The sequence below is a fragment of the Kitasatospora sp. NPDC015120 genome (assembly GCF_043080305.1).
GTDB lineage: Bacteria > Actinomycetota > Actinomycetes > Streptomycetales > Streptomycetaceae > Kitasatospora.
On the sequence record NZ_JBIBVJ010000005.1, the window covers coordinates 309,601 to 335,345 of the forward strand.

General features: G+C 68.7%; 38 protein-coding genes. 37 read left to right on the plus strand and 1 reads right to left on the minus strand.

Annotation, left to right across the window (positions count from 1 at the left end):
• Positions 1-54 precede the first annotated feature (54 nt).
• The 37 genes from ACF1AK_RS15570 to glmM all read left to right on the plus strand — a co-directional run bounded on the left by ACF1AK_RS15570 (position 55) and on the right by glmM (position 24,676).
• Entirely contained in the window at positions 55-1,857 is a 1,803-nt protein-coding gene (locus tag ACF1AK_RS15570; RefSeq protein ID WP_391499313.1) for a hypothetical protein, read from the plus strand.
• Positions 1,858-2,264: 407 nt separating this feature from the next.
• Entirely contained in the window at positions 2,265-2,573 is a 309-nt protein-coding gene (rpsJ, locus tag ACF1AK_RS15575; RefSeq protein ID WP_012785157.1) for a 30S ribosomal protein S10, read from the plus strand.
• Positions 2,574-2,587: 14 nt separating this feature from the next.
• Positions 2,588-3,235: a 50S ribosomal protein L3 gene (gene rplC, locus ACF1AK_RS15580; RefSeq protein WP_030280762.1), complete on the plus strand. Its 648-nt coding sequence runs from the start codon at positions 2,588-2,590 to the stop codon at positions 3,233-3,235.
• Between the two features lie 5 nt (positions 3,236-3,240).
• Positions 3,241-3,918: a 50S ribosomal protein L4 gene (rplD, locus tag ACF1AK_RS15585; protein ID WP_207810336.1), complete on the plus strand. Its 678-nt coding sequence runs from the start codon at positions 3,241-3,243 to the stop codon at positions 3,916-3,918.
• Entirely contained in the window at positions 3,918-4,235 is a 318-nt protein-coding gene (gene rplW, locus ACF1AK_RS15590) for a 50S ribosomal protein L23 (RefSeq protein ID WP_030300381.1), read from the plus strand. Before rplD ends, rplW begins: the two co-directional genes overlap by 1 nt.
• A gap of 36 nt (positions 4,236-4,271) precedes the next feature.
• Positions 4,272-5,108, plus strand: coding sequence for a 50S ribosomal protein L2 (gene rplB / locus ACF1AK_RS15595; RefSeq protein WP_030232466.1), 837 nt, complete (start codon positions 4,272-4,274; stop codon positions 5,106-5,108).
• A gap of 11 nt (positions 5,109-5,119) precedes the next feature.
• On the plus strand, positions 5,120-5,401 hold the full coding sequence (rpsS, locus tag ACF1AK_RS15600) for a 30S ribosomal protein S19 (RefSeq protein ID WP_030280772.1): 282 nt from the start codon (positions 5,120-5,122) through the stop codon (positions 5,399-5,401).
• Between the two features lie 55 nt (positions 5,402-5,456).
• Positions 5,457-5,804: a 50S ribosomal protein L22 gene (gene rplV / locus ACF1AK_RS15605; RefSeq protein WP_095874452.1), complete on the plus strand. Its 348-nt coding sequence runs from the start codon at positions 5,457-5,459 to the stop codon at positions 5,802-5,804.
• Positions 5,804-6,628, plus strand: coding sequence for a 30S ribosomal protein S3 (rpsC, locus tag ACF1AK_RS15610; protein WP_030232473.1), 825 nt, complete (start codon positions 5,804-5,806; stop codon positions 6,626-6,628). The genes rplV and rpsC overlap by 1 nt, the downstream gene beginning before the upstream one ends.
• 5 nt (positions 6,629-6,633) lie before the next feature.
• The gene (gene rplP / locus ACF1AK_RS15615) at positions 6,634-7,053 is read left to right on the plus strand and encodes a 50S ribosomal protein L16 (protein ID WP_391499314.1); all 420 of its coding nucleotides are present in this window, start codon (positions 6,634-6,636) and stop codon (positions 7,051-7,053) included.
• A complete protein-coding gene (gene rpmC, locus ACF1AK_RS15620) occupies positions 7,053-7,277 on the plus strand; it encodes a 50S ribosomal protein L29 (protein WP_209414070.1) in 225 nt (74 codons plus the stop codon). The genes rplP and rpmC overlap by 1 nt, the downstream gene beginning before the upstream one ends.
• Positions 7,277-7,549 carry a 30S ribosomal protein S17 gene (rpsQ, locus tag ACF1AK_RS15625; protein ID WP_014136278.1) on the plus strand — a complete coding sequence of 91 codons (273 nt, stop codon included), beginning with the start codon at positions 7,277-7,279 and terminating at the stop codon, positions 7,547-7,549. Before rpmC ends, rpsQ begins: the two co-directional genes overlap by 1 nt.
• A gap of 102 nt (positions 7,550-7,651) precedes the next feature.
• Positions 7,652-8,023, plus strand: a complete 372-nt coding sequence (gene rplN / locus ACF1AK_RS15630) for a 50S ribosomal protein L14 (protein WP_196949334.1) — start codon at positions 7,652-7,654, stop codon at positions 8,021-8,023.
• Positions 8,024-8,038: 15 nt separating this feature from the next.
• Positions 8,039-8,350 carry a 50S ribosomal protein L24 gene (rplX, locus tag ACF1AK_RS15635; RefSeq protein ID WP_270151185.1) on the plus strand — a complete coding sequence of 104 codons (312 nt, stop codon included), beginning with the start codon at positions 8,039-8,041 and terminating at the stop codon, positions 8,348-8,350.
• Positions 8,350-8,919: a 50S ribosomal protein L5 gene (gene rplE / locus ACF1AK_RS15640; protein WP_030280779.1), complete on the plus strand. Its 570-nt coding sequence runs from the start codon at positions 8,350-8,352 to the stop codon at positions 8,917-8,919. Before rplX ends, rplE begins: the two co-directional genes overlap by 1 nt.
• 4 nt (positions 8,920-8,923) lie before the next feature.
• A complete protein-coding gene (locus ACF1AK_RS15645; RefSeq protein WP_030055830.1) occupies positions 8,924-9,109 on the plus strand; it encodes a type Z 30S ribosomal protein S14 in 186 nt (61 codons plus the stop codon).
• A gap of 273 nt (positions 9,110-9,382) precedes the next feature.
• Complete coding sequence (rpsH, locus tag ACF1AK_RS15650) at positions 9,383-9,790, plus strand: 30S ribosomal protein S8 (RefSeq protein WP_238862988.1); 408 nt, start codon at positions 9,383-9,385, stop codon at positions 9,788-9,790.
• Between the two features lie 22 nt (positions 9,791-9,812).
• The gene (gene rplF / locus ACF1AK_RS15655) at positions 9,813-10,352 is read left to right on the plus strand and encodes a 50S ribosomal protein L6 (RefSeq protein ID WP_350542296.1); all 540 of its coding nucleotides are present in this window, start codon (positions 9,813-9,815) and stop codon (positions 10,350-10,352) included.
• Between the two features lie 3 nt (positions 10,353-10,355).
• Positions 10,356-10,739 carry a 50S ribosomal protein L18 gene (gene rplR / locus ACF1AK_RS15660; protein ID WP_350542295.1) on the plus strand — a complete coding sequence of 128 codons (384 nt, stop codon included), beginning with the start codon at positions 10,356-10,358 and terminating at the stop codon, positions 10,737-10,739.
• 48 nt (positions 10,740-10,787) lie between these two features.
• Positions 10,788-11,411 carry a 30S ribosomal protein S5 gene (gene rpsE, locus ACF1AK_RS15665; RefSeq protein ID WP_350542294.1) on the plus strand — a complete coding sequence of 208 codons (624 nt, stop codon included), beginning with the start codon at positions 10,788-10,790 and terminating at the stop codon, positions 11,409-11,411.
• A complete protein-coding gene (rpmD, locus tag ACF1AK_RS15670) occupies positions 11,411-11,593 on the plus strand; it encodes a 50S ribosomal protein L30 (protein WP_030055835.1) in 183 nt (60 codons plus the stop codon). The genes rpsE and rpmD overlap by 1 nt, the downstream gene beginning before the upstream one ends.
• 2 nt (positions 11,594-11,595) lie before the next feature.
• A complete protein-coding gene (gene rplO / locus ACF1AK_RS15675; RefSeq protein WP_255752515.1) occupies positions 11,596-12,048 on the plus strand; it encodes a 50S ribosomal protein L15 in 453 nt (150 codons plus the stop codon).
• A gap of 329 nt (positions 12,049-12,377) precedes the next feature.
• Positions 12,378-13,688 carry a preprotein translocase subunit SecY gene (gene secY / locus ACF1AK_RS15680; RefSeq protein WP_391499315.1) on the plus strand — a complete coding sequence of 437 codons (1,311 nt, stop codon included), beginning with the start codon at positions 12,378-12,380 and terminating at the stop codon, positions 13,686-13,688.
• Positions 13,688-14,341: an adenylate kinase gene (locus ACF1AK_RS15685; RefSeq protein WP_391499316.1), complete on the plus strand. Its 654-nt coding sequence runs from the start codon at positions 13,688-13,690 to the stop codon at positions 14,339-14,341. Before secY ends, ACF1AK_RS15685 begins: the two co-directional genes overlap by 1 nt.
• 129 nt (positions 14,342-14,470) lie before the next feature.
• Positions 14,471-15,310: a type I methionyl aminopeptidase gene (gene map, locus ACF1AK_RS15690; RefSeq protein WP_380292249.1), complete on the plus strand. Its 840-nt coding sequence runs from the start codon at positions 14,471-14,473 to the stop codon at positions 15,308-15,310.
• 131 nt (positions 15,311-15,441) lie between these two features.
• Entirely contained in the window at positions 15,442-15,867 is a 426-nt protein-coding gene (gene mscL, locus ACF1AK_RS15695) for a large conductance mechanosensitive channel protein MscL (RefSeq protein WP_391499317.1), read from the plus strand.
• Positions 15,868-16,039: 172 nt separating this feature from the next.
• The gene (infA, locus tag ACF1AK_RS15700) at positions 16,040-16,261 is read left to right on the plus strand and encodes a translation initiation factor IF-1 (RefSeq protein WP_003956442.1); all 222 of its coding nucleotides are present in this window, start codon (positions 16,040-16,042) and stop codon (positions 16,259-16,261) included.
• Positions 16,262-16,294: 33 nt separating this feature from the next.
• A complete protein-coding gene (rpmJ, locus tag ACF1AK_RS15705; protein WP_003956441.1) occupies positions 16,295-16,408 on the plus strand; it encodes a 50S ribosomal protein L36 in 114 nt (37 codons plus the stop codon).
• A gap of 173 nt (positions 16,409-16,581) precedes the next feature.
• Positions 16,582-16,962, plus strand: a complete 381-nt coding sequence (gene rpsM, locus ACF1AK_RS15710) for a 30S ribosomal protein S13 (protein WP_344338008.1) — start codon at positions 16,582-16,584, stop codon at positions 16,960-16,962.
• A 72-nt stretch (positions 16,963-17,034) separates the two neighbouring features.
• Positions 17,035-17,442, plus strand: a complete 408-nt coding sequence (gene rpsK / locus ACF1AK_RS15715) for a 30S ribosomal protein S11 (RefSeq protein WP_014136257.1) — start codon at positions 17,035-17,037, stop codon at positions 17,440-17,442.
• 130 nt (positions 17,443-17,572) lie between these two features.
• A complete protein-coding gene (locus tag ACF1AK_RS15720; protein WP_030055844.1) occupies positions 17,573-18,595 on the plus strand; it encodes a DNA-directed RNA polymerase subunit alpha in 1,023 nt (340 codons plus the stop codon).
• Between the two features lie 127 nt (positions 18,596-18,722).
• On the plus strand, positions 18,723-19,205 hold the full coding sequence (rplQ, locus tag ACF1AK_RS15725; protein ID WP_387671551.1) for a 50S ribosomal protein L17: 483 nt from the start codon (positions 18,723-18,725) through the stop codon (positions 19,203-19,205).
• 79 nt (positions 19,206-19,284) lie between these two features.
• On the plus strand, positions 19,285-20,220 hold the full coding sequence (truA, locus tag ACF1AK_RS15730) for a tRNA pseudouridine(38-40) synthase TruA (RefSeq protein ID WP_391499318.1): 936 nt from the start codon (positions 19,285-19,287) through the stop codon (positions 20,218-20,220).
• 41 nt (positions 20,221-20,261) lie between these two features.
• Positions 20,262-21,938, plus strand: a complete 1,677-nt coding sequence (locus tag ACF1AK_RS15735) for an ABC-F family ATP-binding cassette domain-containing protein (protein WP_391499319.1) — start codon at positions 20,262-20,264, stop codon at positions 21,936-21,938.
• Positions 21,939-22,147: 209 nt separating this feature from the next.
• Positions 22,148-22,591 carry a 50S ribosomal protein L13 gene (gene rplM, locus ACF1AK_RS15740; protein ID WP_030055846.1) on the plus strand — a complete coding sequence of 148 codons (444 nt, stop codon included), beginning with the start codon at positions 22,148-22,150 and terminating at the stop codon, positions 22,589-22,591.
• A gap of 46 nt (positions 22,592-22,637) precedes the next feature.
• Positions 22,638-23,141 carry a 30S ribosomal protein S9 gene (gene rpsI, locus ACF1AK_RS15745; protein ID WP_030300426.1) on the plus strand — a complete coding sequence of 168 codons (504 nt, stop codon included), beginning with the start codon at positions 22,638-22,640 and terminating at the stop codon, positions 23,139-23,141.
• 170 nt (positions 23,142-23,311) lie between these two features.
• Entirely contained in the window at positions 23,312-24,676 is a 1,365-nt protein-coding gene (gene glmM / locus ACF1AK_RS15750; RefSeq protein ID WP_391499320.1) for a phosphoglucosamine mutase, read from the plus strand.
• Between the two features lie 64 nt (positions 24,677-24,740).
• Here the strand turns inward: glmM and coaA are convergent, their stop codons facing one another.
• Positions 24,741-25,736 carry a type I pantothenate kinase gene (coaA, locus tag ACF1AK_RS15755; RefSeq protein ID WP_380292260.1) on the minus strand — a complete coding sequence of 332 codons (996 nt, stop codon included), beginning with the start codon at positions 25,734-25,736 and terminating at the stop codon, positions 24,741-24,743.
• Positions 25,737-25,745 lie beyond the last annotated feature (9 nt).

The following is a 25,745-nucleotide window of genomic DNA, read 5'->3' on the forward strand; positions in this document are numbered from 1 at the left end:
CCTGCGGCCGGCGCCCCCGGACGTGGCGGCGCCGCCTGACGGAAGTGGACCGAGATGACTGATCTGGCCCCGGACGTGGTCCGCGAGAAGGGCCCCTCACGCGAAGCCGGAGCCGCAGCGGCGTCGGCGGCACCGGCCGCGGAGAAGCCCGCACTGCTGACCCGCCGCTGGGCCCAGATCACCGCGGAGGTCGTGGTCGGCGTCGTCGCGGCGCTGGGCTTCACGCTGCTCTGCACCCGGATCGACGTCAATCCGCTGAACCGGATCGGCCAGGTCAGCGGCCTCGCCAAGATCCAGCAGTACGTCACGATCATCGGGCTGCCGCTGCTCGCCGCGCTGCTGTTCACCGCCTACCGGGGCACCCTGCGCCGGCACCGGCTGACCCAGCGGCTGGTCTGCTCCGCGCTGGCCGGCCTGTCCACCGGCGTGGTGGCCGGCGGTGTCGTGGTGGCCCTGCACGGGACCCCGTGGCCGCTCGGCGGACAGGAGGGCGACCCGAGTGTGCTGGTCCACATGGCCACCGGGTTCCTGGACGACAAGGGCCTGCCCGGCGTCTACCCGCCCGGCTTCCCGGCGCTGATCGCGTTCTGGGCGAAGTACCGCTACAACGGCGTCGGCAGCGAGGGCTTCGCCCTGCACGACCTGCAGATCTTCTTCAGCGCGCTGGTCGGCCCGATGAGCTACCTGGCCTGGCGGCTGCTGCTGCGCCCGTTCTGGGCCCTGCTGATCGCGATCCCGGCCGCCGTGGTCTTCCTGGACCCGATCCGCCCGTACAGCCACGTGGTGATGATCATCCTGGTGCCGCTGCTGACCGCGGTCCTGCGCGAGCTGCGCCGCGCCGGGGAGCTCCCGCTGCGCTCGGCCCTGCTGCGCGGGACCGGCTTCGGCGTCGTCTTCGGTCTGCTGTTCCTCTGGTACTCCGGCTGGTACCTGTGGTCGGCCCCCGGCATCGCCGTGCTGACGCTCTTCGTCTTCCCCTGGCGCCAGGGCCGCACCGCGGTCCGCAACGGGCTCGGCCTGCTCGCCACCACCGTGGTGAGCGCCGGGATCGTCGGCGCGCCGCTGCTCTACCAGCTGGCCAAGGTGGGCGCGGACGTCCCGGACCGGTACGGCTACATCATGACCTACACGGACCCGGCCTACGTGATGGGCTGGCTGTCCGACCGGGTCGGCACGACCACCTACCACGAGTACCCGGCCACCGGGGACCTCGCGGGCCAGACCGGCTTCACCCTGCTGCTGCTCGCCGGCGTCGGCCTGGGCATCGGGCTGGGGCTGCGCAACCTCGCGGTGCGCACGGCCGCCGCGGTGCTGGCCGGGGCCTGGCTGATGCGGTTCACCTTCGCCGGGAAGATGGCGCAGAGCGGCACGGTCGCGCTGTACCCCCGGACCACCTGGATCATCCTGTACTGCCTGATGATCCTCGCCGTGCTCGGGCTGATGGCCGCCTACCACCGTGGCAGCGGCTGGCTGGAGCGGGTGCTGCGCAAGGACGACGCACCGGCCGGCACCACGGTGCTGTCGGGCCGGGCGCTGCGCCAGCTCGCCGCCGGCCTGGTCTGCGCGCTCGCCCTGTTCGGCACCATGGGCGCCTCCTGGTCGGTCAACCGCTACATGCCCGAGCACGAGAAGTACGGGCGGATGGGGCTGGACGCCTGGCGGGCGCACACGATCAAGAAGGCCGACGGCAGCTGCCCGACGTACGCGCCGGTCTCCGACTGCGCGGGCATCATCACCAAGGACTGGGAGCCGGACAAGGACGACAAGAAGTTCGTCTGGTGCGCCGGCGTCGCCACCGAGGACTGGCTGGAGGTCTGCGGCCGCCGCGCGCCCTGGGACAACGGCCCGCAGAAGTAGCGGGTCCGCGGGGGCCCGGCAGGACCGTGCCGTCGGGGCCGGTGAGGTACGCCTCACCGGCCCCGATTGGCTTTCCGGCTCCCGGCTGTGGCAGTATGTCCAAGTTGCTCGGTTGAGTTGCCGATGCTGCGCGCCTCCCGCCGGGAGGACCGGAAGCGAGTCCCACGTACTCGTCGTTCCCGTGATGGCCGTCAAGCGTGAGTGTTACGCCACGGCAGCTGCGGGGCGGACGTACGGGAATCTTCCGGGAAGCGTGTGCGGGGCCTCGACCCGGCTCCCCCCACCCCGAAAGTTCGAAACCGACGAGTCCATCGCCGGTTTTTTGCAAGCGCGAGTGCGACACGCCCGAGCGCGGGGGTCGGAGCGGGGGTCGTGCAGTGATTAGGACAAAGGACTACAAAGTAGCCATGGCGGGACAGAAGATCCGCATCCGGCTCAAGGCCTACGACCACGAGGTCATCGACTCCTCGGCGAAGAAGATCGTCGAGACGGTGATCCGTACTGGTGCGCAGGTCGCGGGCCCGGTGCCGCTGCCCACTGAGAAGAACGTGTACTGCGTCATCCGCTCGCCGCACAAGTACAAGGACTCGCGCGAGCACTTCGAGATGCGCACTCACAAGCGTCTGATCGACATCCTCGACCCCACGCCGAAGACGGTTGACTCGCTGATGCGTCTCGACCTGCCGGCTGGTGTCGACATCGAGATCAAGCTCTGAGAGGCGCACCGAAGATGGCTAAGCAGATTAAGGGCATCCTGGGCGAGAAGCTCGGCATGACCCAGGTCTGGGACGAGAACAACCGGGTCGTCCCGGTGACCGTCGTCAAGGCCGGGCCGAATGTCGTGACCCAGGTCCACACCGCCGACAGCGCGGCCGGCTACAGCGCCGTCCAGCTCGGCTTCGGCGAGATCGACCCCCGCAAGGTGAACAAGCCCCTCGCGGGTCACTTCGCCAAGGCCGGTGTCACCCCGCGCCGCCACCTGGTCGAGATCCGTACCTCGGACGCCTCCGAGTACACCCTGGGCCAGGAGATCACCGCCGAGCTGTTCGAGGCGGGTGTCAAGGTCGACGTGACCGGCACCTCCAAGGGCAAGGGCTTCGCCGGTGTCATGAAGCGTCACAACTTCAAGGGCCTCGGCGCCGGTCACGGCACCCAGCGCAAGCACCGCTCGCCCGGTTCCATCGGTGGCTGCGCCACCCCGGGCCGCGTGTTCAAGGGCCTGCGCATGGCGGGTCGGATGGGCCACGAGCGTGTGACCACCCAGAACCTGACCGTGCACGCGGTCGACGCGGAGAAGGGTCTGCTGCTCATCAAGGGCGCCGTCCCGGGCCCGAACGGCGGCCTCGTCCTCGTCCGCACCGCGGCGAAGGGGCTGTGAAGGATATGAGCACCATTGACATCCTGTCGCCGGCTGGCGACAAGACCGGCAGCATCGAGCTGCCGGCCGAGATCTTCGACGCGAAGGTCAGCGTTCCGCTGATGCACCAGGTCGTCGTGGCGCAGCTCGCTGCGGCCCGTCAGGGCACCCACAAGACCAAGACTCGCGGCGAGGTCCGTGGCGGCGGCAAGAAGCCGTACCGCCAGAAGGGCACCGGCCGCGCCCGTCAGGGCTCGACCCGTGCGCCGCAGTTCGCCGGCGGTGGCGTCGTGCACGGTCCCGTGCCGCGCGACTACTCGCAGCGGACCCCGAAGAAGATGATCGCCGCCGCCCTGCGCGGTGCGCTCACCGACCGGGCCCGCCACAACCGCATCCACGTCGTCACCGGCGTGACCGCGACCGAGGCGCCGTCGACCAAGGCCGCCAAGAGCCTGTTCGGCAAGATCACCGAGCGCAAGAACGTCCTCCTGGTCGTCGAGCGTGCGGACGAGCTGGGCCTGAAGTCCGCTCGCAACCTGCCGAACGTCCACATCCTGGACGCCGGTCAGCTGAACACCTACGACGTGCTCGTCTCCGACGATGTGGTCTTCACCCAGGCCGCCTTCGAGCGTTTCGTGGCCGGTCCGGCCGCGTCCGCCAAGGCCGTTGCCGCTGAGGGCGAGCTCGAAGGGAGCGCCGCCTGATGAGCGACGTTACGAGCAAGACGTTCACGGACCCCCGTGACGTCCTGGTGAAGCCGGTCATCTCCGAGAAGAGCTACAGCCTTCTCGACGAGAACAAGTACACGTTCATCGTGTCGCCGGGCGCCAACAAGACCCAGATCAAGCAGGCCGTCGAGGCGGTCTTCTCGGTCAAGGTCGAGGCTGTCAACACGATCAACCGTCAGGGCAAGCGCAAGCGCTCCAAGACGGGTTTCGGCAAGCGCAAGGACACCAAGCGCGCCATCGTGACGCTGGCCGAGGGCAACCGCATCGACATCTTCGGTGGTCCGACCTCCTGACGGAGGCCGTGATCGTCGATCAAGACGAGGACGAAAATGGGTATCCGCAAGTACAAGCCGACTACGCCGGGCCGTCGTGGCTCCAGCGTGGCCGACTTCGTCGAAATCACGCGGTCCACGCCGGAGAAGTCGCTGGTTCGCCCCCTGCACAGCAAGGGCGGCCGTAACAACGCCGGTCGTGTCACCGCTCGCCACCAGGGTGGCGGTCACAAGCGCGCCTACCGCGTGATCGACTTCCGTCGTCACGACAAGGACGGCGTGCCGGCCAAGGTCGCGCACATCGAGTACGACCCGAACCGCACCGCGCGCATCGCGCTCCTGCACTACGCGGACGGCGAGAAGCGCTACATCATCGCGCCGCGCGGCATCGCGCAGGGTGACCGGATCGAGAACGGCGCTGGCGCCGACATCAAGCCGGGCAACAACCTGCCGCTGCGCAACATCCCGGTCGGTACCACCATCCACGCGGTGGAGCTGCGTCCCGGCGGCGGTGCCAAGCTGGCCCGCTCGGCCGGTTCCGGCATCCAGCTGCTGGCGCGTGAGGGCAAGATGGCGCACCTGCGCATGCCCTCGGGCGAGATCCGCCTGGTGGACGCGCGCTGCCGCGCGACCGTCGGCGAGGTCGGCAACGCCGAGCAGTCGAACATCAACTGGGGCAAGGCCGGCCGCATGCGCTGGAAGGGCGTCCGCCCGACCGTGCGTGGTGTCGCCATGAACCCGATCGACCACCCGCACGGTGGTGGTGAGGGTAAGACCTCCGGTGGTCGCCACCCGGTCTCGCCGTGGGGTAAGCCCGAGGGCCGTACCCGTCGCCCGAACAAGGCGTCGGACAAGCTCATCGTGCGCCGCCGCAAGACCAACAAGAAGCGCTAGGAGCAGGTCAGATGCCGCGCAGTCTCAAGAAGGGCCCCTTCATCGACGGCCACCTCATCAAGAAGGTGGACGCTCAGAACGAGGCGGGTACCCAGAACGTCATCAAGACCTGGTCCCGTCGTTCCGTGATCTCCCCGAGCATGCTCGGTCACACGATCGCGGTTCACGATGGCCGCAAGCACGTCCCGGTGTTCGTCACCGAGTCGATGGTCGGCCACAAGCTCGGCGAGTTCGCTCCGACCCGCACCTTCCGTGGTCACGTGAAGGAAGACCGGAAGTCGAAGCGTCGCTAAGCCTGAGCTTGCGCGCCAAAAAGACTCAATGACTTACTCCATTAAGGGGACAACCATGGAAGCCAGGGCTCAGGCGCGGTACATCCGCGTGACGCCCATGAAGGCCCGCCGCGTGGTGGACCTCATCCGCGGCCTGCCGGCCACGGAGGCCCAGGCGGTCCTGCGTTTCGCTCCGCAGGCCGCCACCGTGCCGGTCGGCAAGGTGCTCGACAGCGCCATTGCCAACGCCGCGCACAACTACAACCACTCCAACGTGGACGACCTCTACATCTCCGAGGCGTACGTTGACGAGGGCCCGACCCTGAAGCGGTTCCGTCCGCGCGCCCAGGGCCGTGCCTACCGGATCCGCAAGCGGACCAGCCACATCACCGTGGTCGTCAGCAGCAAGGAAGGGACCCGGTAATGGGCCAGAAGGTTAACCCGCACGGGTTCCGCCTCGGCATCAGCACGGACTTCAAGTCCCGCTGGTACGCCGACAAGCTGTACAAGGACTACGTCAAGGAAGACGTCGCCATTCGTCGCATGATGACGAAGGGCATGGAGCGCGCCGGCATCTCCAAGGTCGAGATCGAGCGCACCCGCGACCGCGTCCGCGTCGACATCCACACCGCTCGCCCCGGCATCGTCATCGGCCGCCGCGGCACCGAGGCCGACCGCATCCGCGGCGACCTGGAGAAGCTGACCGGCAAGCAGGTCCAGCTGAACATCCTTGAGGTCAAGAACCCCGAGCTGGACGCCCAGCTCGTGGCTCAGGGCGTCGCGGAGCAGCTGTCCTCCCGCGTCTCCTTCCGCCGTGCCATGCGCAAGTCGATGCAGGGCACCATGAAGTCCGGCGCCAAGGGCATCAAGGTCCAGTGCTCCGGTCGTCTCGGCGGCGCCGAGATGAGCCGTTCGGAGTTCTACCGCGAGGGCCGTGTGCCGCTGCACACCCTGCGCGCGAACGTCGACTACGGCTTCTTCGAGGCCAAGACCACCTTCGGCCGCATCGGCGTGAAGGTCTGGATCTACAAGGGCGACGTCAAGAACATCGCCGAGGTCCGCGCTGAGAACGCCGCTGCCCGCTCGGGCAACCGCCCGGCCCGTCCCGAGGGTGGTCGTCCCGCCCGCGGTGGCGAGCGCCGTGGTGGCGAGCGCGGTGGCCGCGGCCGTCGTCCCGCTGCTGCCGAGGCCCAGGCCCCGGTCGCCGCTGAGGCTCCGGCTGCCGAGAACACCGGAACGGAGGCCTGACCCCAATGCTGATCCCCCGTAGGGTCAAGCACCGCAAGCAGCACCACCCGAAGCGCGGTGGCGCTTCCAAGGGTGGCACCGAGCTGGCGTTCGGCCAGTACGGCATCCAGGCCGTGACCCCGGCCTACGTGACGAACCGTCAGATCGAGTCCGCTCGTATCGCGATCACCCGTCACATCCGTCGTGGTGGCAAGGTCTGGATCAACATCTACCCGGACCGCCCGCTGACCAAGAAGCCGGCCGAGACCCGCATGGGTTCCGGTAAGGGTTCGCCGGAGTGGTGGATCGCGAACGTGCACCCGGGTCGGGTCATGTTCGAGCTGTCGTACCCGAACGAGAAGGTTGCTCGTGAGGCGCTCACCCGCGCCGCCCACAAGCTGCCGATGAAGTGCCGGATCGTCCGGCGCGAGGACGGTGAGAGCTGATGTCGGCCGCTACCAAGGCTGCTGACCTCCGCCAGCTGGACAACGAGGCGCTCGTTGCCAAGCTGCGCGAGGCCAAGGAGGAGCTGTTCAACCTCCGCTTCCAGGCGGCGACCGGGCAGCTCGACAACCACGGACGGCTCAAGCTCGTCCGCAAGGACATCGCGCGGATCTACACCCTGATGCGCGAGCGCGAGCTGGGCATCGAGACGGTGGAGAACGCCTGATGACTGAGAACACCAACGAGACGCGCGGTTTCCGCAAGACCCGTGAGGGTCTCGTCGTCAGCGACAAGATGGACAAGACCGTCGTCGTCGCCGTCGAGGACCGCGTCAAGCACGCTCTGTACGGCAAGGTCATCCGCCGTACGAACAAGCTGAAGGCGCACGACGAGCAGAACGCGTGCGGTGTCGGCGACCGTGTCCTCCTCATGGAGACCCGGCCGCTGTCCGCGACGAAGCGCTGGCGCGTCGTCGAGATCCTCGAGAAGGCCAAGTAACGAAGCCGATGAGGTACGGCCGTATGTGCAGCGGGCCCCGCGCGGGCGCCGGTGTGAGCAGCGGCCGGCCCGTCGTCTCTCGTTGACGATCAGGAGAACGTTGTGATCCAGCAGGAGTCGCGACTGCGTGTTGCCGACAACACTGGTGCCAAGGAAATCCTTTGCATCCGTGTTCTCGGTGGCTCCGGTCGCCGCTACGCCGGCATCGGGGACGTCATCGTCGCGACCGTCAAGGACGCGATCCCCGGTGGTTCGGTGAAGAAGGGTGACGTGGTCAAGGCCGTCGTCGTCCGCACCGTGAAGGAGCGCCGTCGTCCGGACGGTTCCTACATCCGGTTCGACGAGAACGCCGCCGTCGTCCTCAAGAACACCGAGGGCGACCCCCGCGGTACCCGCATCTTCGGCCCGGTGGGCCGCGAGCTGCGCGACAAGAAGTTCATGAAGATCATCTCGCTGGCGCCGGAGGTGCTCTAACCCATGGCGAACAGCATGAAGATCAAGAAGGGTGACCTGGTCCAGGTCATCACCGGCAAGGACAAGGGCAAGCAGGGCAAGGTCATCCAGGCCCTGCCGGCCGAGAACAAGGTCCTCGTCGAGGGTGTCAACCGGGTCAAGAAGCACACCAAGCCCGGTCCGGGTACCCAGGGTGGCATCGTGACCGTCGAGGCCCCGGTGCACGTCTCCAACGTCCAGCTGGTCGTGGAGAAGGACGGCAAGAAGGTCGTCACCCGCGTCGGTTACCGCTTCGACGACCAGGGCAACAAGATCCGCGTTGCCAAGCGGACCGGTGAGGACATCTGATGTCTGAGACGACTGTTGAGAAGGTGGCCCCCCGCCTCAAGGAGCGTTACAACTCCGAGATCAAGGGCCAGCTGCAGGAGCAGTTCTCGTACGAGAACGTCATGCTGATCCCCGGCCTGGTCAAGGTCGTGGTCAACATGGGTGTCGGCGAGGCCGCCCGTGACAGCAAGCTGATCGAGGGCGCGATCCGCGACCTGACCGCGATCACCGGTCAGAAGCCGGCCGTGACCAAGGCTCGCAAGTCCATCGCGCAGTTCAAGCTGCGCGAGGGCCAGCCGATCGGCACGCACGTCACCCTCCGTGGTGACCGCATGTGGGAGTTCCTGGACCGTCTGGTGTCGCTGGCCCTGCCGCGCATCCGTGACTTCCGTGGCCTCTCCCCGAAGCAGTTCGACGGCCGTGGCAACTACACCTTCGGTCTGACCGAGCAGGTTATGTTCCACGAGATCGACCAGGACAAGGTCGACCGTCAGCGCGGTATGGACATCACCGTCGTGACCACCGCTCAGACCGACGACGAGGGCCGGGCGCTGCTGCGCGCTCTGGGCTTCCCGTTCAAGGAGGCGTGAGCCAATGGCGAAGAAGTCCCTCATCGCGAAGTCCGAGCGCAAGCCGAAGTTCGGCGTCCGGGCGTACACCCGGTGCCAGCGCTGCGGCCGTCCGCACTCGGTGTACCGCAAGTTCGGCCTCTGCCGTGTCTGCCTCCGTGAGATGGCGCACCGCGGCGAGCTGCCGGGCGTGACCAAGAGCTCCTGGTAATCCAGCAGCCCTAGGCACACCAGCGACACAGAGGTGCCCGATCCCACACCGCCCGTTTTTGGGCTGCCGTACGGAATCCCGTAAGGTAGTGGGGTCGGGCCCCGTGTCACGGCGTCTCCATGGACAGCCGTGGCCCTTCCCCGCGAGGGAGGGCTCGCATCCCAGTCTTACTACGTCGCAGGTCCCCTGCGCTTGTGCCCCTGACGGACTCCCCGGAGTGCGACAGGGGGACCTGGCGCGGAGAAACCACGGCGAGAGAGGCCTGAGGCCATCATGACCATGACCGACCCCATCGCAGACATGCTCACGCGTCTGCGTAACGCGAACTCGGCGTACCACGACTCCGTGGCGATGCCGGCCAGCAAGATCAAGGCGCACGTCGCCGAGATCCTGCAGCAGGAGGGTTACATCTCCTCCTACAAGGTTGAGGAGCCGGCTGAGGGCGAGGTCGGCAAGAAGCTGACCATCGAGCTCAAGTTCGGCCCCAACCGTGAGCGCTCCATCGCCGGCATCAAGCGCATCAGCAAGCCGGGTCTGCGCGTTTACGCAAAGTCCACCAACCTGCCGAAGGTGCTCGGCGGCCTGGGCGTGGCGATCATCTCCACGTCCTCGGGTCTCCTCACCGACAAGCAGGCCGCCAAGAAGGGCGTAGGCGGAGAAGTTCTCGCCTACGTCTGGTAATTCGGGAAAGGGAGGTACAGCAATGTCGCGCATTGGACGGCTGCCCATCCAGGTTCCCGCTGGTGTGGACGTCACCATCGATGGCCAGGCGGTCTCGGTGAAGGGCCCGAAGGGCTCGCTCACCCACGTCGTCGCTGAGCCGATCGAGATCGGCAAGGGCGAGGACGGCACCGTTGTCGTCACCCGCCCGAACGACGAGCGTCGCTCGAAGGCCCTGCACGGCCTGACCCGCACGCTGGTGGCGAACATGATCACCGGCGTGACCGCGGGCTACCGCAAGTCGCTGGAGATCAGCGGTGTTGGTTACCGTGTCGCGGCGAAGGGCTCCGACATGGAGTTCTCGCTCGGCTACAGCCACCCCATCCTGGTCACCGCGCCGGAGGGCATCTCCTTCGTCGTCGAGTCGCCCACCAAGTTCCACGTGGACGGCATCGACAAGCAGAAGGTCGGCGAGATCGCCGCGAACATCCGCAAGCTGCGCAAGCCGGACCCGTACAAGGCCAAGGGTGTCAAGTACGCGGGCGAGGTCATCCGCCGCAAGGTCGGAAAGAGTGGTAAGTAAGCGATGAGTGTCTCTGTCAAGATCGGCAAGGGCAACGCCTACAAGAGCGCCGCTCGCAAGCGCCGCGCGATCCGCGTTCGCAAGCGCATCGTCGGCACCGAGGTGCGTCCGCGTCTCGTCGTGACGCGCTCGAACCGCCACATGGTCGCCCAGGTCATCGACGACGCCAAGGGTCACACCCTGGCGTCGGCGTCCACCCTCGACGTGTCCATCAAGGGCGCCGAGGGCGACAAGACCGAGCTGGCCAAGAAGGTCGGAAGCCTGGTCGCCGAGCGCGCCAAGGCTGCCGGCATCGAGTCGGTCGTCTTCGACCGCGCGGGCAACCGGTACGCCGGCCGCATCGCCGCCCTGGCGGACGCGGCCCGTGAGGCCGGGCTCGACTTCTAAGCCGCTCGTCGACTCTGTCGGCGGACGTAATCGAGAGAGGTAATTCCAATGGCTGGACCCCAGCGCCGCGGTAGCGGCGCCGGCGGCGGCACCGGTGGCGAGCGGCGCGACCGTAAGCGCGACGACCGGGGCAACGCCCCCGCCGTCGAGAAGACCGCTTACGTCGAGCGCGTCGTCGCGATCAACCGTGTCGCCAAGGTTGTCAAGGGTGGTCGTCGCTTCAGCTTCACCGCGCTGGTCGTGGTGGGCGATGGCGAGGGCACCGTGGGTGTCGGTTACGGGAAGGCGAAGGAGGTTCCGGCCGCCATCGCCAAGGGCGTTGAGGAGGCCAAGAAGAACTTCTTCAAGGTCCCCCGTATCCAGGGCACCATCGCTCACCCCGTCCAGGGTGAGAAGGCCGCGGGCGTCGTGCTGCTGAAGCCGGCCGCCCCCGGTACCGGTGTTATCGCCGGTGGCCCGGTGCGCGCCGTCCTGGAGTGCGCCGGCGTTCACGACATCCTGTCGAAGTCGCTCGGCTCGGACAACGCGATCAACATCGTGCACGCCACCGTTGCCGCGCTCAAGCAGATCCAGCGCCCCGAGGAGGTGGCCGCCCGTCGCGGTCTGCCGCTTGAGGACGTGGCTCCGGCCGGTCTGCTCCGCGCTCGGGCTGCTGCCGGGGTGAGTGCCTGATGGCTCGCCTGAAGATCACGCAGACCAAGTCGTACATCGGCAGCAAGCAGAACCACCGTGACACCCTGCGCTCGCTTGGCCTCAAGCGGATGCACGACGTCGTGGTGAAGGAGGACCGTCCCGAGATCCGCGGGATGGCCCACACGGTCCGTCACCTGGTGACGGTTGAGGAGGTGGACTGATCATGGGCGACAACCCGATCAAGATCCACAACCTGCGTCCCGCCCCGGGTGCCAAGACCGACAAGATCCGCGTGGGTCGTGGTGAGGGCTCCAAGGGCAAGACCGCCGGTCGTGGTACCAAGGGCACCAAGGCCCGCTACCAGGTTCCGCAGCGCTTCGAGGGTGGCCAGATGCCGCTCCACATGCGCCTGCCGAAGCTGAAGGGCTTCAAGAACCCGTTCAAGATCACGTTCCAGGTCGTCAACCTCGACAAGCTGGCCGAGCTCTACCCGCAGGGTGGCGAGGTCACGGTCGAGGACCTGGTCGCCAAGGGCGCGGTTCGCAAGAACTCCCTCGTCAAGGTGCTCGGCACCGGCGAGATCTCGGTCGCCCTGCAGGTGACGGTGGACGCCGTCTCCGGCTCGGCCGCCGAGAAGATCACCGCCGCCGGCGGTACCGTCACCGAGCTCGTCTGAGCCCGCTGACTCCGCGAGCCCCGCGTCTCCCGCTCCGGGAGGCGCGGGGCTCGCGCCTTTTTCCGGACCCTCCGGCGGGCGGCCGTCCGCACGGCGGCGACCGGGCCCTCGTTCTTTTGTGTGGCAAAACCGGGCATCCCGTACCCCGTGAGTGGGGGAGGGGCGGTACACGCTTCTTTCGAGCGGCCGTGCACTGTTAGAGTCCGTGGAGTTCCCTTGTAGGCTGCGCATAGGCTCGCCTGTGCCGTCTGTAACGGAGCCCGATCCGCAAACTCCCCATTCAGGACCGACCCTCCCGCCGACGACGCGCGGGAGGCGCAGGAGGCACCGTGCTCAGTGCGTTCGCGCGGGCGTTCCAGACGCCCGACCTGCGCAAGAAGCTGCTGTTCACGCTGGGCATCATGGTGCTGTTCCGGCTGGGCTCGCACGTTCCCGTACCAGGGGTCGACTTCGAGGCGGTTCACGCCTGCATCAAGGAGACCAAGAACAACGGCCTCTTCGGGCTGGTGAACCTGTTCTCCGGCGGAGCCCTGCTCCAGCTGACGATCTTCGCCCTCGGCATCATGCCGTACATCACGGCGAGCATCATCCTCCAGCTCCTCACCGTCGTGATCCCGCGACTGGAGGCGCTGAAGAAGGAGGGGCAGTCCGGCCAGGCGAAGATCACCCAGTACACCCGGTACCTGACGATCGCGCTGGCGGTGCTCCAGGGCACCGGCATCGTGGCGACCGCGTCCAGCGGCGCCCTGTTCTCGGGCTGCGTCTACGCCAACCAGATCGTGCCGGACACCGGCGTGTTCCGGATCGCCGTCATGGTCCTGACCATGACCGCCGGCACCACGGTGATCATGTGGCTCGGTGAGCTGATCACCGACCGCGGCATCGGCAACGGCATGTCGCTGCTGATCTTCACCTCGATCGCCGCCCAGTTCCCCACCTCGATGTGGGCGATCAAGCAGTCCGGCACCATCGGCGGCGGCTGGGTCGAGTTCTTCTCGGTCATCGCGATCGGCGTCATCGTTGTGATGCTCGTCATCTTCGTCGAGCAGGCCCAGCGCCGGATCCCGGTCCAGTACGCGAAGCGGATGATCGGCCGCCGGGCCTTCGGCGGCACCTCGACCTACATCCCGCTCAAGGTGAACCAGGCCGGTGTCATCCCGGTCATCTTCGCCTCGTCGCTGCTGTACATCCCGGCCCTCGTGGTCCAGCTGACCAACAGCCAGGCCGGCTGGGCGGTGTGGATCAACCAGCACTTCGTGCGCGGTGACCACCCGATCTACATGGCCACCTACTTCCTGCTGATCGTCTTCTTCGCCTTCTTCTACGTCGCCATCTCCTTCAACCCCGAAGAAGTTGCCGACAACATGAAGAAGTATGGTGGGTTCATCCCGGGTATCCGGGCCGGCCGTCCGACGGCCGAGTACCTGAACTACGTGCTCACCCGCATCACGTGGCCGGGTTCGCTCTACCTGGGCCTGATCGCGTTGATCCCGATGATCGCCCTCGTCGCGTTCGGACAGCAGACCAACTTCCCGTTCGGCGGCACCAGCGTCCTCATCGTCGTCGGCGTCGGACTCGAAACTGTGAAGCAGATCGAGAGCCAGCTCCAGCAGCGCAATTACGAAGGGTTCCTCCGCTGATGCGTATCGTCCTCGTCGGACCCCCCGGGGCCGGGAAGGGTACTCAGGCGCACCTGCTCGCCAAGACCCTGTCCATCCCCCACATCTCCACCGGCGACCTGTTCCGCGCCAACATCGGCCAGGGCACCCCGCTGGGCGTCGAGGCCAAGAGCTACATGGACGCGGGCCGCCTGGTGCCCGACGAGGTCACCATCGGCATGGCCAAGGACCGCATGCTCCAGGAGGACGCCGCCAACGGCTTCCTGCTGGACGGCTTCCCGCGCAACCTGGGCCAGGCCAAGGCGCTGGACGAGTTCCTCGCCGAGCAGGGCATCAAGCTCGACGGCGTGCTCGACCTGGAGGTCCCCGAGGACGAGGTCGTCCGCCGGATCGCCGGCCGCCGGCTGTGCCGCAACGACGGCGGCCACGTCTTCCACGTGGACTACAACGCGCCGCAGGTCGAGGGCGTCTGCGACGAGTGCGGCGGTGAGCTGTACCAGCGCTCGGACGACACCGAGGAAGCCGTGCGGACCCGGCTGGAGGTCTACCACACGGAGACCGAGCCGATCATCGACTACTACCGCCAGCAGGGCCTGATCGCCACGATCCCGGCCCTCGGCAAGGTCGACGAGGTCACCGCGCGCGCGATCGAGGCGCTGAAGCGGGACAGCTGAGTTTTTCAGAGGTGCCGTACGGCCGCGCTGCCCGCTCCAGGGCAGCGCGGCCGTACGGCGTCGTACGGTGGAACGAGTGCACGGCCGCGCGGCAAGGACCGGGCGGGAACCCAAGGAAGGCGTGACCAGATGGTGGAGATCAAGACCCCCGAGCAGATCGCGAAGATGCGAGCGGCCGGGCTGGTCGTCGCCGAGGCGCTCAAGGCGTGCCGTGAGGCGGTCGCCCCGGGAATCACCACCCAGGAGCTCAACGACATCGCCGACAAGGTCATCACCGACCACGGCGCCACCTCGAACTTCCGGGCCCACCACGGCGGCCTCTGGTTCCCGGGCGTGATCTGCGCCTCGGTGAACAACGAGGTCGTGCACGGCATCCCCGGGGAGCGGGTGCTGCAGGAGGGCGACCTCATCTCGATCGACTGCGGCGCGATCCTGGACGGCTGGCACGGCGACGCGGCGATCACCGTCGCGGTCGGCGAGGTCGCCCCCGAGGTGGAGATGCTGAGCCGGGTCACCGAGGGCTCGATGTGGGCCGGCATCGCCCAGATGAAGAAGGGCAACCGCCTGGTCGACGTCTCCAAGGCGATCGAGGGCTTCATCCGCCGCCAGCCGCTGCCGCCCAAGGGCAAGTGGGGCATCACCGAGGGCTACGGCGGCCACGGCATCGGCACCGCGATGCACATGGAGCCGCACGTGCTGAACTACGTCGAGCGCGGCCGCGGCAAGGGCCCGAAGCTGATCCCCGGCACCGTGCTGGCGATCGAGCCCATGGTCTCGCTCGGCACCCCGCACACCACCGTGCTGGAGGACGACTGGACCGTCGTGACCAACGACGGCACCTGGGCCTCGCACTGGGAGCACTCGGTGGCCGTCACCGAGCAGGGCCCGGTCGTGCTGACCGCCTTCGACGGCGGCCGGGAGATGCTGGCCAAGCTGGGTGTGACGGCCGCGCCGGACCCGCTGGCGTAGGTTCCGCGGAACCCCCCGGAGCAGCCAACTTCCGTTGCTGACAAGGGATCAGAGCCCTGGAGGTTTGGACTTCCAGGGCTTTTGTCCTATTTTTATGCGCCGGTAGTGGCTTCGATCGGCAGGAGAGAGCAGTGCTCAAGGGATTCCGCGACTTCATGATGCGCGGCAACGTCGTCGACATGGCGGTCGGTGTGGTGATCGGTGCCGCGTTCACCGCGGTGGTCACCGGCTTCGTCTCCGCCTTCCTCACCCCGCTGGTGGGTGTGGTGGTCGGCGCCGCGGGCGACTTCGGCTCCTACAAGGCGACGATCGCCGGCGTGACCTTCCCGTACGGGCAGTTCCTCAACGTGCTGATCGCGTTCCTGATGACCGCGGCCGTGCTCTACTTCTGTGTCGTGCTGCCGGTGACCAAGGCCACCGCCCGCTACATGCCGAAGAAGCCGAAGACCCCGAAGCGCCCCTGCCCCGAGTGCCTGACCGAGATCCCCGAGGCCGCCCGCCGCTGCTCGGCCTGCACCGCCCACGTCGAGCCGCTCGCCCCGGCGGCCGCCCGCTGATCGGGTACCCCCGTTTTGGTCCATCCTGCGCCCTGGCGTAGGATGGACCGTCGGCTCACTCGTAGCGTGCTCCAGCACGCCCTCTTCCCCCTTGCCGGGGTCGGGGTGGACCCAGGTTCGCACGAGCGTTCCGCATACGGTAGCCGGTCCCGGAAGGTGGATCTCGCAGTTCATGGCTAAGAAGCAAGGCGCCATTGAGATCGAGGGCACCGTGATCGAGTCTCTTCCGAACGCGATGTTCAAGGTCGAGCTGCAGAACGGTCACAAGGTCCTCGCGCACATCAGTGGCAAGATGCGCATGCACTACATCCGCATCCTGCCGGACGACCGGGTCGTGGTGGAGCTCAGCCCCTACGACCTCACGCGCGGCCGGATCGTCTACCGCTACAAGTAAGAACGTCAGATCTAGACCCGGAGAACCTGAACCATGAAGGTCAAGCCGAGCGTCAAGAAGATCTGCGACAAGTGCAAGGTGATCCGCCGTCACGGCCGGGTCATGGTGATCTGCGACAACCTGCGCCACAAGCAGCGCCAGGGCTGATCTCTCCCCAGCATTTCTCGTAGTACTTCGCGCGACGCGAAAACGTCATAAGCGGGCCACCCGATCCGTCCCAGGGACGGACTGCCGCCCCCGGTCAGAGGCCGGGGCTCCCTCACCGTGAGGTGTCGGAGTAGGTGGCACGCCAGACCTCTGAAGAACCACAGGAGCCTTGAATGGCACGCCTCGCCGGCGTTGATCTCCCCCGTGAGAAGCGGATCGAGATCGCCCTCACCTACGTGTACGGCATCGGCCGTACCCGCGCCCAGCAGACCCTCGCCGAGACCGGCGTCAACCCGGATGTCCGCGTTCGCGACATCGCCGAGGAAGACCTGGTCAAGCTGAGCCAGTACATCGACGCCAACTTCACGGTCGAGGGTGACCTCCGCCGCGAGGTGGCCGCCGACATCCGCCGCAAGGTCGAGATCGGCTGCTACGAGGGTCTGCGTCACCGCCGCGGCCTGCCGGTCCGCGGTCAGCGCACCCACACCAACGCGCGTACCCGCAAGGGCCCGCGTCGCGCGATCGCCGGCAAGAAGAAGCCGGGCAAGAAGTAGTCCGTCCCGTCACCGGACATCCCTCCGGCCCGCGGGTCAGCGGACCGACCACCTCAGTAGGAGAACAGACTTATGCCCCCCAAGGGTCGTCAGGCTGCCGGCGCGAAGAAGATCCGCCGCAAGGAAAAGAAGAACGTCGCTCACGGCCACGCGCACATCAAGAGCACGTTCAACAACACCATCGTTTCGATCACCGACCCGTCGGGCAACGTGATCTCCTGGGCCTCCGCCGGCCACGTCGGCTTCAAGGGCTCGCGCAAGTCCACCCCGTTCGCCGCGCAGATGGCCGCCGAGGCCGCTGCCCGTCGCGCGCAGGAGCACGGCATGCGCAAGGTCGACGTCTTCGTGAAGGGTCCGGGCTCCGGCCGCGAGACCGCGATCCGTTCGCTCCAGGCCACCGGCCTTGAGGTCGGCTCGATCCAGGACGTCACCCCCACCCCGCACAACGGCTGCCGTCCGCCGAAGCGCCGCCGCGTCTGACGCAGCGCCTTCGGGCACGCGGGTCTTGCTTCACACCTCGTACGGGCTCCCGTTTCTCGCGGGAGCCCGTACGCTTGGTCCTGTCGGCATCAAATAGTGGGTGCCGAAGACAACCGGAGGATTCTTCCCCATGCTTATCGCTCAGCGTCCCTCGCTGACCGAAGAGGTCGTCGACGAGTTCCGCTCGCGGTTCGTGATCGAGCCGCTGGAGCCGGGCTTCGGCTACACCCTCGGCAACTCCCTGCGCCGCACGCTCCTGTCGTCGATCCCGGGTGCCGCTGTCACCAGCATCCGCATCGACGGCGTCCTGCACGAGTTCACCACCGTGCCGGGCGTCAAGGAGGACGTCACCGACCTCATCCTCAACATCAAGCAGCTGGTCGTCTCCTCGGAGCACGACGAGCCGGTCGTGATGTACCTGCGCAAGCAGGGCCCGGGTGTGGTCACCGCCGCCGACATCGCGCCGCCGGCCGGTGTCGAGGTGCACAACCCCGAGCTCGTCCTCGCCACCCTGAACGGCAAGGGCAAGCTGGAGATGGAGCTGACCGTCGAGCGCGGTCGCGGCTACGTCTCCGCCGTCCAGAACAAGGCCTCCGGCCAGGAGATCGGCCGCATCCCGGTCGACTCGATCTACAGCCCCGTGCTGAAGGTCACCTACAAGGTCGAGGCCACCCGTGTCGAGCAGCGGACCGACTTCGACAAGCTGATCGTCGACGTCGAGACCAAGCCCGCCATGCGTCCGCGCGACGCCATGGCCTCGGCCGGCAAGACCCTGGTGGAGCTGTTCGGCCTCGCCCGCGAGCTGAACATCGACGCCGAGGGCATCGACATGGGCCCGTCCCCGACGGACGCCGCCCTGGCCGCCGACCTGGCGCTGCCGATCGAGGAGCTGGAGCTCACCGTCCGCTCCTACAACTGCCTCAAGCGCGAGGGCATCCACACCGTGGGTGAGCTCGTCGCCCGCTCCGAGGCCGACCTGCTCGACATCCGCAACTTTGGTGCGAAGTCGATCGACGAGGTCAAGGCGAAGCTGGCCGGCATGGGCCTGGCCCTCAAGGACAGCCCGCCCGGGTTCGACCCGACCGCCGCCGCCGACGCCTTCGGCGCCGACGACCTGGACGACGCGGGTTACGCGGAGACCGAGCAGTACTGAGAGACTTGACCACGGGGGCGGTTCCCCGGAACCGCCCCCGTCGTCGTGAAAGCCGTGCGGGCACCGTGCCCGTACGCCCGCTGCGGTACCTGGTACGGCCGCAGTCGGAGATTCGAGGAGTAATTCCATGCCGCGTCCCACCAAGGGTGCCCGCCTCGGCGGCGGCCCGCACCACGAGCCCCTGCTGCTCGCCGGTCTGGCCCGTGAGCTGTTCCAGTACGGCCGCATCACCACCACCGAGGCCAAGGCCCGCCGCCTGCGCCCGCTGGCGGAGAAGCTGATCACCAAGGCGAAGAAGGGCGACATCCACAACCGTCGCCTGGTGCGCAAGACCATCACCGACGTCTCGGTGCTGCACACCCTCTTCACCGAGATCGCGCCGCGCTACGAGAACCGCCCGGGTGGCTACACCCGCATCACCAAGATCGGTCCCCGTCGTGGCGACAACGCCCCGATGGCCGTGATCGAGCTGGTCGAGGCGCTGACCGTCGCGCAGACCGCCGTCGGCGAGGCCGAGGCCGCCACCAAGCGTGCCGTCAAGGAGGCCGACGCCAAGGCCGAGGCCACCGAGACCAAGGCCGACGAGGCCGAGGCCGCCGAGCAGGCCTGACACCAGTAGGTGTTCGCGGGCCCGCTTCCCCATCCGTGGGGGAGCGGGCCCGTTCCTCATCTCCAGGGAGTGAAGAGCAGTGGTCAACGATTGCGCCGAGCGGCCGCCGGTCAAGGACGGCCCGGCCGACGGGTACGTCCGGATCCGGCTCGACCTCGCCTACCACGGCGCCGAGTTCTCCGGCTGGGCCCGGCAGAAGGGCGGGCGCCGCACGGTCCAGGAGGAGATCGAGACCGCCCTGCAGGTCGTCACCCGCAGCTCCGAACTCTTCCCGCTCACCGTGGCCGGGCGCACCGACGCGGGGGTGCACGCCCGCGGCCAGGTCGCCCACGTCGACCTGCCGGACGCCCTGTGGGCCCAGCACGGCGAGAAGCTGCTCCGCCGGCTGGCCGGGCGGCTGCCCGGCGACGTCCGGATCTACCGGGCGGCCGAGGCCCCGGCCGGCTTCGACGCCCGCTTCTCGGCCGTCTGGCGCCGGTACGCCTACCGGGTCGCCGACCACCCCGGCGGCGTCGACCCGCTGCTGCGCGGCCACGTGCTCTGGCACGACCGGCCGCTGGACCTGGAGAGGATGAACGCCGCCGCGCGGCTGCTGCTCGGCGAGCACGACTTCGCCGCGTACTGCAAGAAGCGCGAGGGCGCGACCACCATCCGCACCCTGCTGGAGCTGCGCTGGGACCGGGTGCCGGTGGACGCCTACGCCGCCCAGGAGGGCTCGCTCGCGGTCGCCACCGTCCGGGCCGACGCCTTCTGCCACAACATGGTGCGGGCGCTGGTCGGCGCGATGCTGCTGGTCGGCGACGGGCACCGGCCGGTGGAGTTCCCCGGCGAGGTGCTGGCCGGCGGCGTGCGCAACTCCGCCGTCAACGTGATCCGGCCGTACGGGCTGACCCTGGAGGAGGTCGGCTACCCGGCGGACGACCAGCTCGCCGAGCGCAGCCGGGCCGCCCGGCGGATGCGCACCCTGCCGGGCGCCGCCGCGCCGGCCGGCGCCCTGGAGCCGGCCGGCGATTAATCGGTTTTGGTCCGGGGCGGCGCCTTGGGACAATCGGCTCCATGGGACACGTCGAGATTTCGCACCTGGAGTACTACCTGCCGGACGGGCGGGTGCTGTTCGACGATGCTTCCTTCCGGGTGGGGGAGGGCGCGGCGGTCGCGCTGGTCGGGGCCAACGGCGCCGGGAAGACCACGCTGCTGCGCATGATCGCGGGCGACCTCCAGCCGCACGGCGGCTCGGTGACGATCAGCGGCGGGCTCGGCGTGATGCGCCAGTTCGTCGGCACCACCGGCCGCGAGGAGCAGCGCCGGCCCGGCGACGAGCAGTCCGGCCCCGGTCCGCTGCCCGCCGACGCCTCCGTCCGTGACCTGCTGGTCTCGGTCGCTCCCGAGCGGATCGCCACGGCGGCGCGCGCGGTCGACGCCGCCGAGCTGGCGATGATCGCCCAGGACGACGAGAAGACCCAGATGGCCTACGCCCAGGCGCTCTCCGACTGGGCCGACGTCGGCGGCTACGACTACGAGACCGACTGGGACGTCTGCACCATGGCCGCCCTCGGCGTGCCCTTCGACAAGGCGCAGTGGCGCGGTCTGAACACGCTCTCCGGCGGCGAGCAGAAGCGGCTCGTCCTGGAGGCGCTGCTGCGCGGCCCCGAGGAGGTGCTGCTCCTCGACGAGCCGGACAACTACCTGGACGTCCCGGGCAAGCGGTGGCTGGAGGAGGCCATCAAGGCCACCTCGAAGACGGTGCTGTTCATCTCGCACGACCGCGAGCTGCTCTCCCGCACCGCCGAGAAGATCATCAGCGTCGAGTCCGGCGCGGCCGGCTCCAGCGTCTGGGTGCACGGCGGCGGCTTCGACACCTTCCACGAGGCCCGCAAGGCCCGCTTCGAGCGGTTCGAGGAGCTGCGCCGCCGCTGGGACGAGGAGCACGCCAAGCTCAAGAAGCTGGTGGTCACCCTGCGCCAGGCCGCCGCGGTCAGCCACGAGATGGCCTCCCGGTACGCGGCCGCGCAGACCAGGCTCAAGAAGTTCGAGGACGCCGGCCCGCCGGAGGCGCCGCCGCGCGAGCAGAACATCACCATGCGGCTCAAGGGCGGGCGCACCGGCGTGCGCGCCTTCACCATGGAGCGGCTGGAGCTCACCGGCCTGATGCAGCCCTTCGACCTGGAGGTCTTCTACGGCGAGCGGATCGGTGTGCTCGGTGCCAACGGCGCCGGCAAGTCGCACCTGCTGCGGCTGCTCTCCGGCGACCGGACGGTCGCGCACACCGGCACGTGGAAGCTCGGCGCCCGCGTGGTGCCCGGCCACTTCCGGCAGACCCACGCCCACCCCGAGCTGCTCGGCCGCACCGTCCGCTCGATCGTCGAGGAGGAGCACGCGCTCAGCCGCGGCGCCGCGATGGGCGCGCTGCGCCGCTACGAGCTGGACCGGCAGGAGGAGCAGAAGTTCGAGTCGCTCTCCGGCGGCCAGCAGGCCCGGCTGATGATCCTCAAGCTGGAGCTGTCCGGCGTCACCGCGCTGCTGCTCGACGAGCCGACCGACAACCTCGACCTGGAGAGCGCCGAGGCGCTGCAGGCCGGTCTGGAGGCCTTCGACGGCACGGTGATGTGCGTCACCCACGACCGCTGGTTCGCGAAGACCTTCGACCGGTTCCTGGTGTTCGGGGCCGACGGGCGGGTCTACGAGTCGGCCGAGCCGGTCTGGGACGTGACCCGGGTCGAGCGGGATCGCTGAGGAATTTTGACCCTCCCCTCGCCTCCCGGTAACCTGGGCGCTTGATGTGCGTATTGGCTCGCTCTATCTCACGTGAGAGGTCGGTACGCCGGAGACATCGGGTCGACGACCAGCGGCTCCCCCTTGAATTGCGTCCAAGGCGGCCAGGCTGATCCCTCCTCCAGGTGCTCCTGTCAGGACTCACTCACTGAAAAGCGAAGGCTACGACCGTGCGTACGTACAGCCCCAAGCCCGGCGACGTCCAGCGTCAGTGGCACGTCATCGACGCGACCGACGTCGTGCTCGGCCGCCTGGCCTCCCAGGCCGCCAACCTCCTCCGGGGCAAGCACAAGGCGATCTACGCGCCGCACGTTGACACCGGTGACTTCGTCATCATCATCAACGCGGACAAGGTGCACCTGTCGGGTAACAAGAAGACCCAGAAGCTGGCGTACCGCCACAGCGGTTTCCCGGGCGGCCTCCGCTCGGTCCGCTACGACGACCTCCTGGCCAACAACCCGGAGAAGGCCGTCGAGAAGGCCATCAAGGGCATGATCCCCAAGAACAGCCTGGGCCGCCAGATGCTCTCGAAGCTGAAGGTCTACTCGGGCGACCAGCACCCGCACGCTGCCCAGCAGCCGGTGCCGTTCGAGATCACCCAGGTCGCGCAGTAATTCCGGCCACCAAGCCCCCCATCACTGAAAAGAGCTGAGGAACACCGTGGCCGAGACCACCGAAACCCTTGAGGTCGACTTCGACGAGACCGTCGTCGAGGGCGAGTACACCTCCGAGGAGAGCTACACCTCCGAGTCCCTGGCCGGCCGCTTCGGCGAGGCCGTCCCCGGCGCCGGCCTCGGCCGTCGCAAGGAGGCGATCGCCCGCGTGCGCATCGTCCCGGGCACCGGGCAGTGGAAGATCAACGGTCGCACCCTGGAGAACTACTTCCCCAACAAGGTGCACCAGCAGACCGTGAACGAGCCCTTCAAGCTCCTGGAGCTGGACGGCCGTTACGACGTCGTCGCCCGCATCACCGGCGGCGGCGTGTCCGGCCAGGCCTACGCGCTGCGCCTCGGCGTGGCCCGTGCCCTGAACGAGGCCGACGTGGACAACAACCGCGGCGCCCTCAAGAAGGCCGGCTTCCTGACCCGTGACGCCCGCGCCGTCGAGCGCAAGAAGGCCGGTCTGAAGAAGGCCCGCAAGGCGCCGCAGTACAGCAAGCGCTAATTGCGCCCCCGGGGGTGCGTACCGCCCTGGTGGTGCACGCCCCTGGATGCGCTCTACACGCCCCGGAGTACCCCGTGTACTCCGGGGCGTCGTGTTCCCCGGCCATTGTGCGGAGCCCGGGGATTCGATCGGATTCACTGCAAGGCATTGCGGCGATGGAGGACGGGACAGTGGGACGACTCTTCGGTACGGACGGCGTACGCGGTGTGGCCAACGAGGGACTGACGGCGGAGCTGGCGCTCGGCCTGTCCGTCGCGGCGGCGCACGTGCTCGGTGAGGCGGGGGCCTTCGACGGCCACCGGCCGGTCGCGGTGGTCGGCCGCGATCCGCGCGCCTCGGGCGAGTTCCTGGAGGCCGCGGTCATCGCCGGCCTGGCCAGCGCGGGTGTCGACGTCCTGCGGGTCGGTGTGCTGCCCACCCCGGCGGTGGCGTACCTCACCGGCGCGCTCGGCGCCGACTTCGGCGTGATGCTCTCCGCCAGCCACAACGCCATGCCGGACAACGGCATCAAGTTCCTCGCCCGCGGCGGCCACAAGCTGGACGACCGGATCGAGGACGCCATCGAGGCCCACTACCGCAAGCACGCGGCGGGCGGCGAGGAGTGGAACCGTCCGACCGGCGCGGCCGTCGGCCGGGTCCGCGAGTACACCGAGGGCTTCGACAAGTACGTCGCCCACCTCATCGGCGTGCTGCCCAACCGCCTGGACGGCATCCGGGTCGTCATCGACGGTGCGCACGGCGCGGCCGCGTACGTCGCCCCCGAGGCCTTCGCCCGGGCCGGCGCCGAGGTCGTGCACACGCTGGGTGCCGAGCCCACCGGCCTCAACATCAACGACGGCGTCGGCTCCACCCACCTGGACCGGCTGCGTTCCGCCATGCGCGAGCACGCGGCCGACCTCGGCATCGCGCTGGACGGCGACGCCGACCGCTGCCTGGCCGCCGACGCGGACGGCAACGAGGTCGACGGCGACCAGATCATCGCGATCCTGGCCGTCGCCATGAAGGAGGCCGGCACGCTGCGCCGCAACACCGCGGTCGCCACCGTGATGTCCAACCTGGGCTTCAAGCTGGCCATGGAGCGCGAGGGCATCGACCTCGTGGAGACCGCCGTCGGCGACCGGTACGTGCTGGAGGCGATGAAGGAGCACGGCTTCGCGCTGGGCGGCGAGCAGTCCGGCCACGTCATCCTGCTGGACCACGCGACCACCGGCGACGGCACGCTGACCGGCCTGATGCTGGGCGCCCGGCTGGCGGCGACCAAGCAGCCGCTGGCCGACCTGGCCGCCGTGATGACCCGGCTGCCGCAGGTGCTGATCAACGTCAAGGGCGTCGACAAGGCCCGCGTCGCGACCTGCGTGGAGCTGTCCGCCGCGGTCTCCGCGGCCGAGGCCGAGCTGGGCGCCACCGGCCGGGTCCTGCTGCGCCCCTCGGGCACCGAGCCGCTCGTCCGGGTGATGGTCGAGGCGTCCGACGAGGTGCAGGCGCAGTCCGTCGCGCAGACGCTGGCCACCGCGGTCCGCACCCACCTGGGCTGAGCGGTCCCGCAACGGCCGGGCCCCCGTCGCGCACGCGCGCGGCGGGGGCCCGGCCGTCGTCCGCTCAGAGCTTGCGCAGCAGCGCGCGGCGGACCTTGTGGTCCGCGCCCTTCTGCAGGATCAGGGTGGCCCGGCCGCGGGTCGGCAGCACGTTCTCCAGCAGGTTGGGCCGGTTGATGGTGCGCCAGACCTGGCGGCCGTACTCCATCGCCTCCTCCTCCGGCACCTCGGTGAAGCGGCGGAAGTAGGAGTTCGGGTCCTGGAAGGCGGTCTGCCGCAGCTTGCGGAACCGGTCCAGGTACCAGCTCTCGATGTCGTCGGTGCGGGCGTCGACGTAGATGGAGAAGTCGAAGTAGTCGGCCACCGCGAGGCGGGTGCGGCCGTCGGTGCCGGGCAGGGCCGGCTGGAGCACGTTCAGGCCCTCGACGATGAGGATGTCCGGGCGCTCCACGGTGAGCCGGCGGTCCGGCACGATGTCGTACACCAGGTGGGAGTAGACCGGCGCGGTGACCCGCTCCTTGCCGGCCTTCACGTCCGCGACGAAGCGCATCAGCGCCCGGCGGTCGTAGGACTCGGGGAAGCCCTTGCGGGCCATCAGGCCGCGCCGGCGCAGCTCGGCGTTGGGCAGCAGGAAGCCGTCGGTGGTGACCAGCTCGACCCGGGGGTGTTCCGGCCAGCGGGCCAGCAGGGCCTGCAGCAGGCGGGCGGTGGTGGACTTGCCGACCGCGACCGAGCCGGCCACGCCGATGATGAACGGCGTGCGGGTGCGTTCGGTGTCCGGGGTGTCCAGGAAGGTGCCCAGGGCGCCGCGCAGTTCGTGCGTGGCGTGGATGTAGAGGTTCAGCAGCCGCGACAGCGGCAGGTAGACGTCCCGGACCTCGTCGAGGTCGAGGGCGGTGCCGAGACCGCGCAGCCGCTCCACCTCCTCGGCGGTCAGCGGCAGCGGCGTACGCTCGCGCAGCGCGCTCCACTCGGCCCGGCTGAGGTCCACGTAGGGGGACGGCGAAGGGCCGGGCGTGGTGTCGCCTCGCGTACAGAGTTCGGTCAGCACATGCTCCATTGTGGGCCG

Excerpts from the sequence above, each read along its gene's own strand:
- rpsK (WP_014136257.1), top strand. The coding sequence starts at position 17,035 with ATGCCCCCCAAGGGTCGTCAGGCTGCCGGCGCGAAGAAGATCCGCCGC.
- rplX (WP_270151185.1), top strand. The coding sequence starts at position 8,039 with ATGAAGATCAAGAAGGGTGACCTGGTCCAGGTCATCACCGGCAAGGAC.
- rpsS (WP_030280772.1), top strand. The coding sequence starts at position 5,120 with ATGCCGCGCAGTCTCAAGAAGGGCCCCTTCATCGACGGCCACCTCATC.
- ACF1AK_RS15735 (WP_391499319.1), top strand. The coding sequence starts at position 20,262 with ATGGGACACGTCGAGATTTCGCACCTGGAGTACTACCTGCCGGACGGG.
- rpmJ (WP_003956441.1), top strand. The coding sequence starts at position 16,295 with ATGAAGGTCAAGCCGAGCGTCAAGAAGATCTGCGACAAGTGCAAGGTG.
- rpsM (WP_344338008.1), top strand. The coding sequence starts at position 16,582 with ATGGCACGCCTCGCCGGCGTTGATCTCCCCCGTGAGAAGCGGATCGAG.
- rplV (WP_095874452.1), top strand. The coding sequence starts at position 5,457 with ATGGAAGCCAGGGCTCAGGCGCGGTACATCCGCGTGACGCCCATGAAG.
- infA (WP_003956442.1), top strand. The coding sequence starts at position 16,040 with ATGGCTAAGAAGCAAGGCGCCATTGAGATCGAGGGCACCGTGATCGAG.
- rpmC (WP_209414070.1), top strand. The coding sequence starts at position 7,053 with ATGTCGGCCGCTACCAAGGCTGCTGACCTCCGCCAGCTGGACAACGAG.
- coaA (WP_380292260.1), bottom strand. The coding sequence starts at position 25,736 with ATGGAGCATGTGCTGACCGAACTCTGTACGCGAGGCGACACCACGCCC.
- rplW (WP_030300381.1), top strand. The coding sequence starts at position 3,918 with ATGAGCGACGTTACGAGCAAGACGTTCACGGACCCCCGTGACGTCCTG.
- rpmD (WP_030055835.1), top strand. The coding sequence starts at position 11,411 with ATGGCTCGCCTGAAGATCACGCAGACCAAGTCGTACATCGGCAGCAAG.
- rpsQ (WP_014136278.1), top strand. The coding sequence starts at position 7,277 with ATGACTGAGAACACCAACGAGACGCGCGGTTTCCGCAAGACCCGTGAG.
- rpsE (WP_350542294.1), top strand. The coding sequence starts at position 10,788 with ATGGCTGGACCCCAGCGCCGCGGTAGCGGCGCCGGCGGCGGCACCGGT.
- rplD (WP_207810336.1), top strand. The coding sequence starts at position 3,241 with ATGAGCACCATTGACATCCTGTCGCCGGCTGGCGACAAGACCGGCAGC.
- rplP (WP_391499314.1), top strand. The coding sequence starts at position 6,634 with ATGCTGATCCCCCGTAGGGTCAAGCACCGCAAGCAGCACCACCCGAAG.
- rpsH (WP_238862988.1), top strand. The coding sequence starts at position 9,383 with ATGACCATGACCGACCCCATCGCAGACATGCTCACGCGTCTGCGTAAC.
- ACF1AK_RS15720 (WP_030055844.1), top strand. The coding sequence starts at position 17,573 with ATGCTTATCGCTCAGCGTCCCTCGCTGACCGAAGAGGTCGTCGACGAG.
- rpsC (WP_030232473.1), top strand. The coding sequence starts at position 5,804 with ATGGGCCAGAAGGTTAACCCGCACGGGTTCCGCCTCGGCATCAGCACG.
- rplE (WP_030280779.1), top strand. The coding sequence starts at position 8,350 with ATGTCTGAGACGACTGTTGAGAAGGTGGCCCCCCGCCTCAAGGAGCGT.
- rplC (WP_030280762.1), top strand. The coding sequence starts at position 2,588 with ATGGCTAAGCAGATTAAGGGCATCCTGGGCGAGAAGCTCGGCATGACC.
- rplB (WP_030232466.1), top strand. The coding sequence starts at position 4,272 with ATGGGTATCCGCAAGTACAAGCCGACTACGCCGGGCCGTCGTGGCTCC.
- map (WP_380292249.1), top strand. The coding sequence starts at position 14,471 with ATGGTGGAGATCAAGACCCCCGAGCAGATCGCGAAGATGCGAGCGGCC.
- ACF1AK_RS15645 (WP_030055830.1), top strand. The coding sequence starts at position 8,924 with ATGGCGAAGAAGTCCCTCATCGCGAAGTCCGAGCGCAAGCCGAAGTTC.
- rplF (WP_350542296.1), top strand. The coding sequence starts at position 9,813 with ATGTCGCGCATTGGACGGCTGCCCATCCAGGTTCCCGCTGGTGTGGAC.
- ACF1AK_RS15685 (WP_391499316.1), top strand. The coding sequence starts at position 13,688 with ATGCGTATCGTCCTCGTCGGACCCCCCGGGGCCGGGAAGGGTACTCAG.
- ACF1AK_RS15570 (WP_391499313.1), top strand. The coding sequence starts at position 55 with ATGACTGATCTGGCCCCGGACGTGGTCCGCGAGAAGGGCCCCTCACGC.
- rplR (WP_350542295.1), top strand. The coding sequence starts at position 10,356 with ATGAGTGTCTCTGTCAAGATCGGCAAGGGCAACGCCTACAAGAGCGCC.
- rplQ (WP_387671551.1), top strand. The coding sequence starts at position 18,723 with ATGCCGCGTCCCACCAAGGGTGCCCGCCTCGGCGGCGGCCCGCACCAC.
- rpsJ (WP_012785157.1), top strand. The coding sequence starts at position 2,265 with ATGGCGGGACAGAAGATCCGCATCCGGCTCAAGGCCTACGACCACGAG.
- rplO (WP_255752515.1), top strand. The coding sequence starts at position 11,596 with ATGGGCGACAACCCGATCAAGATCCACAACCTGCGTCCCGCCCCGGGT.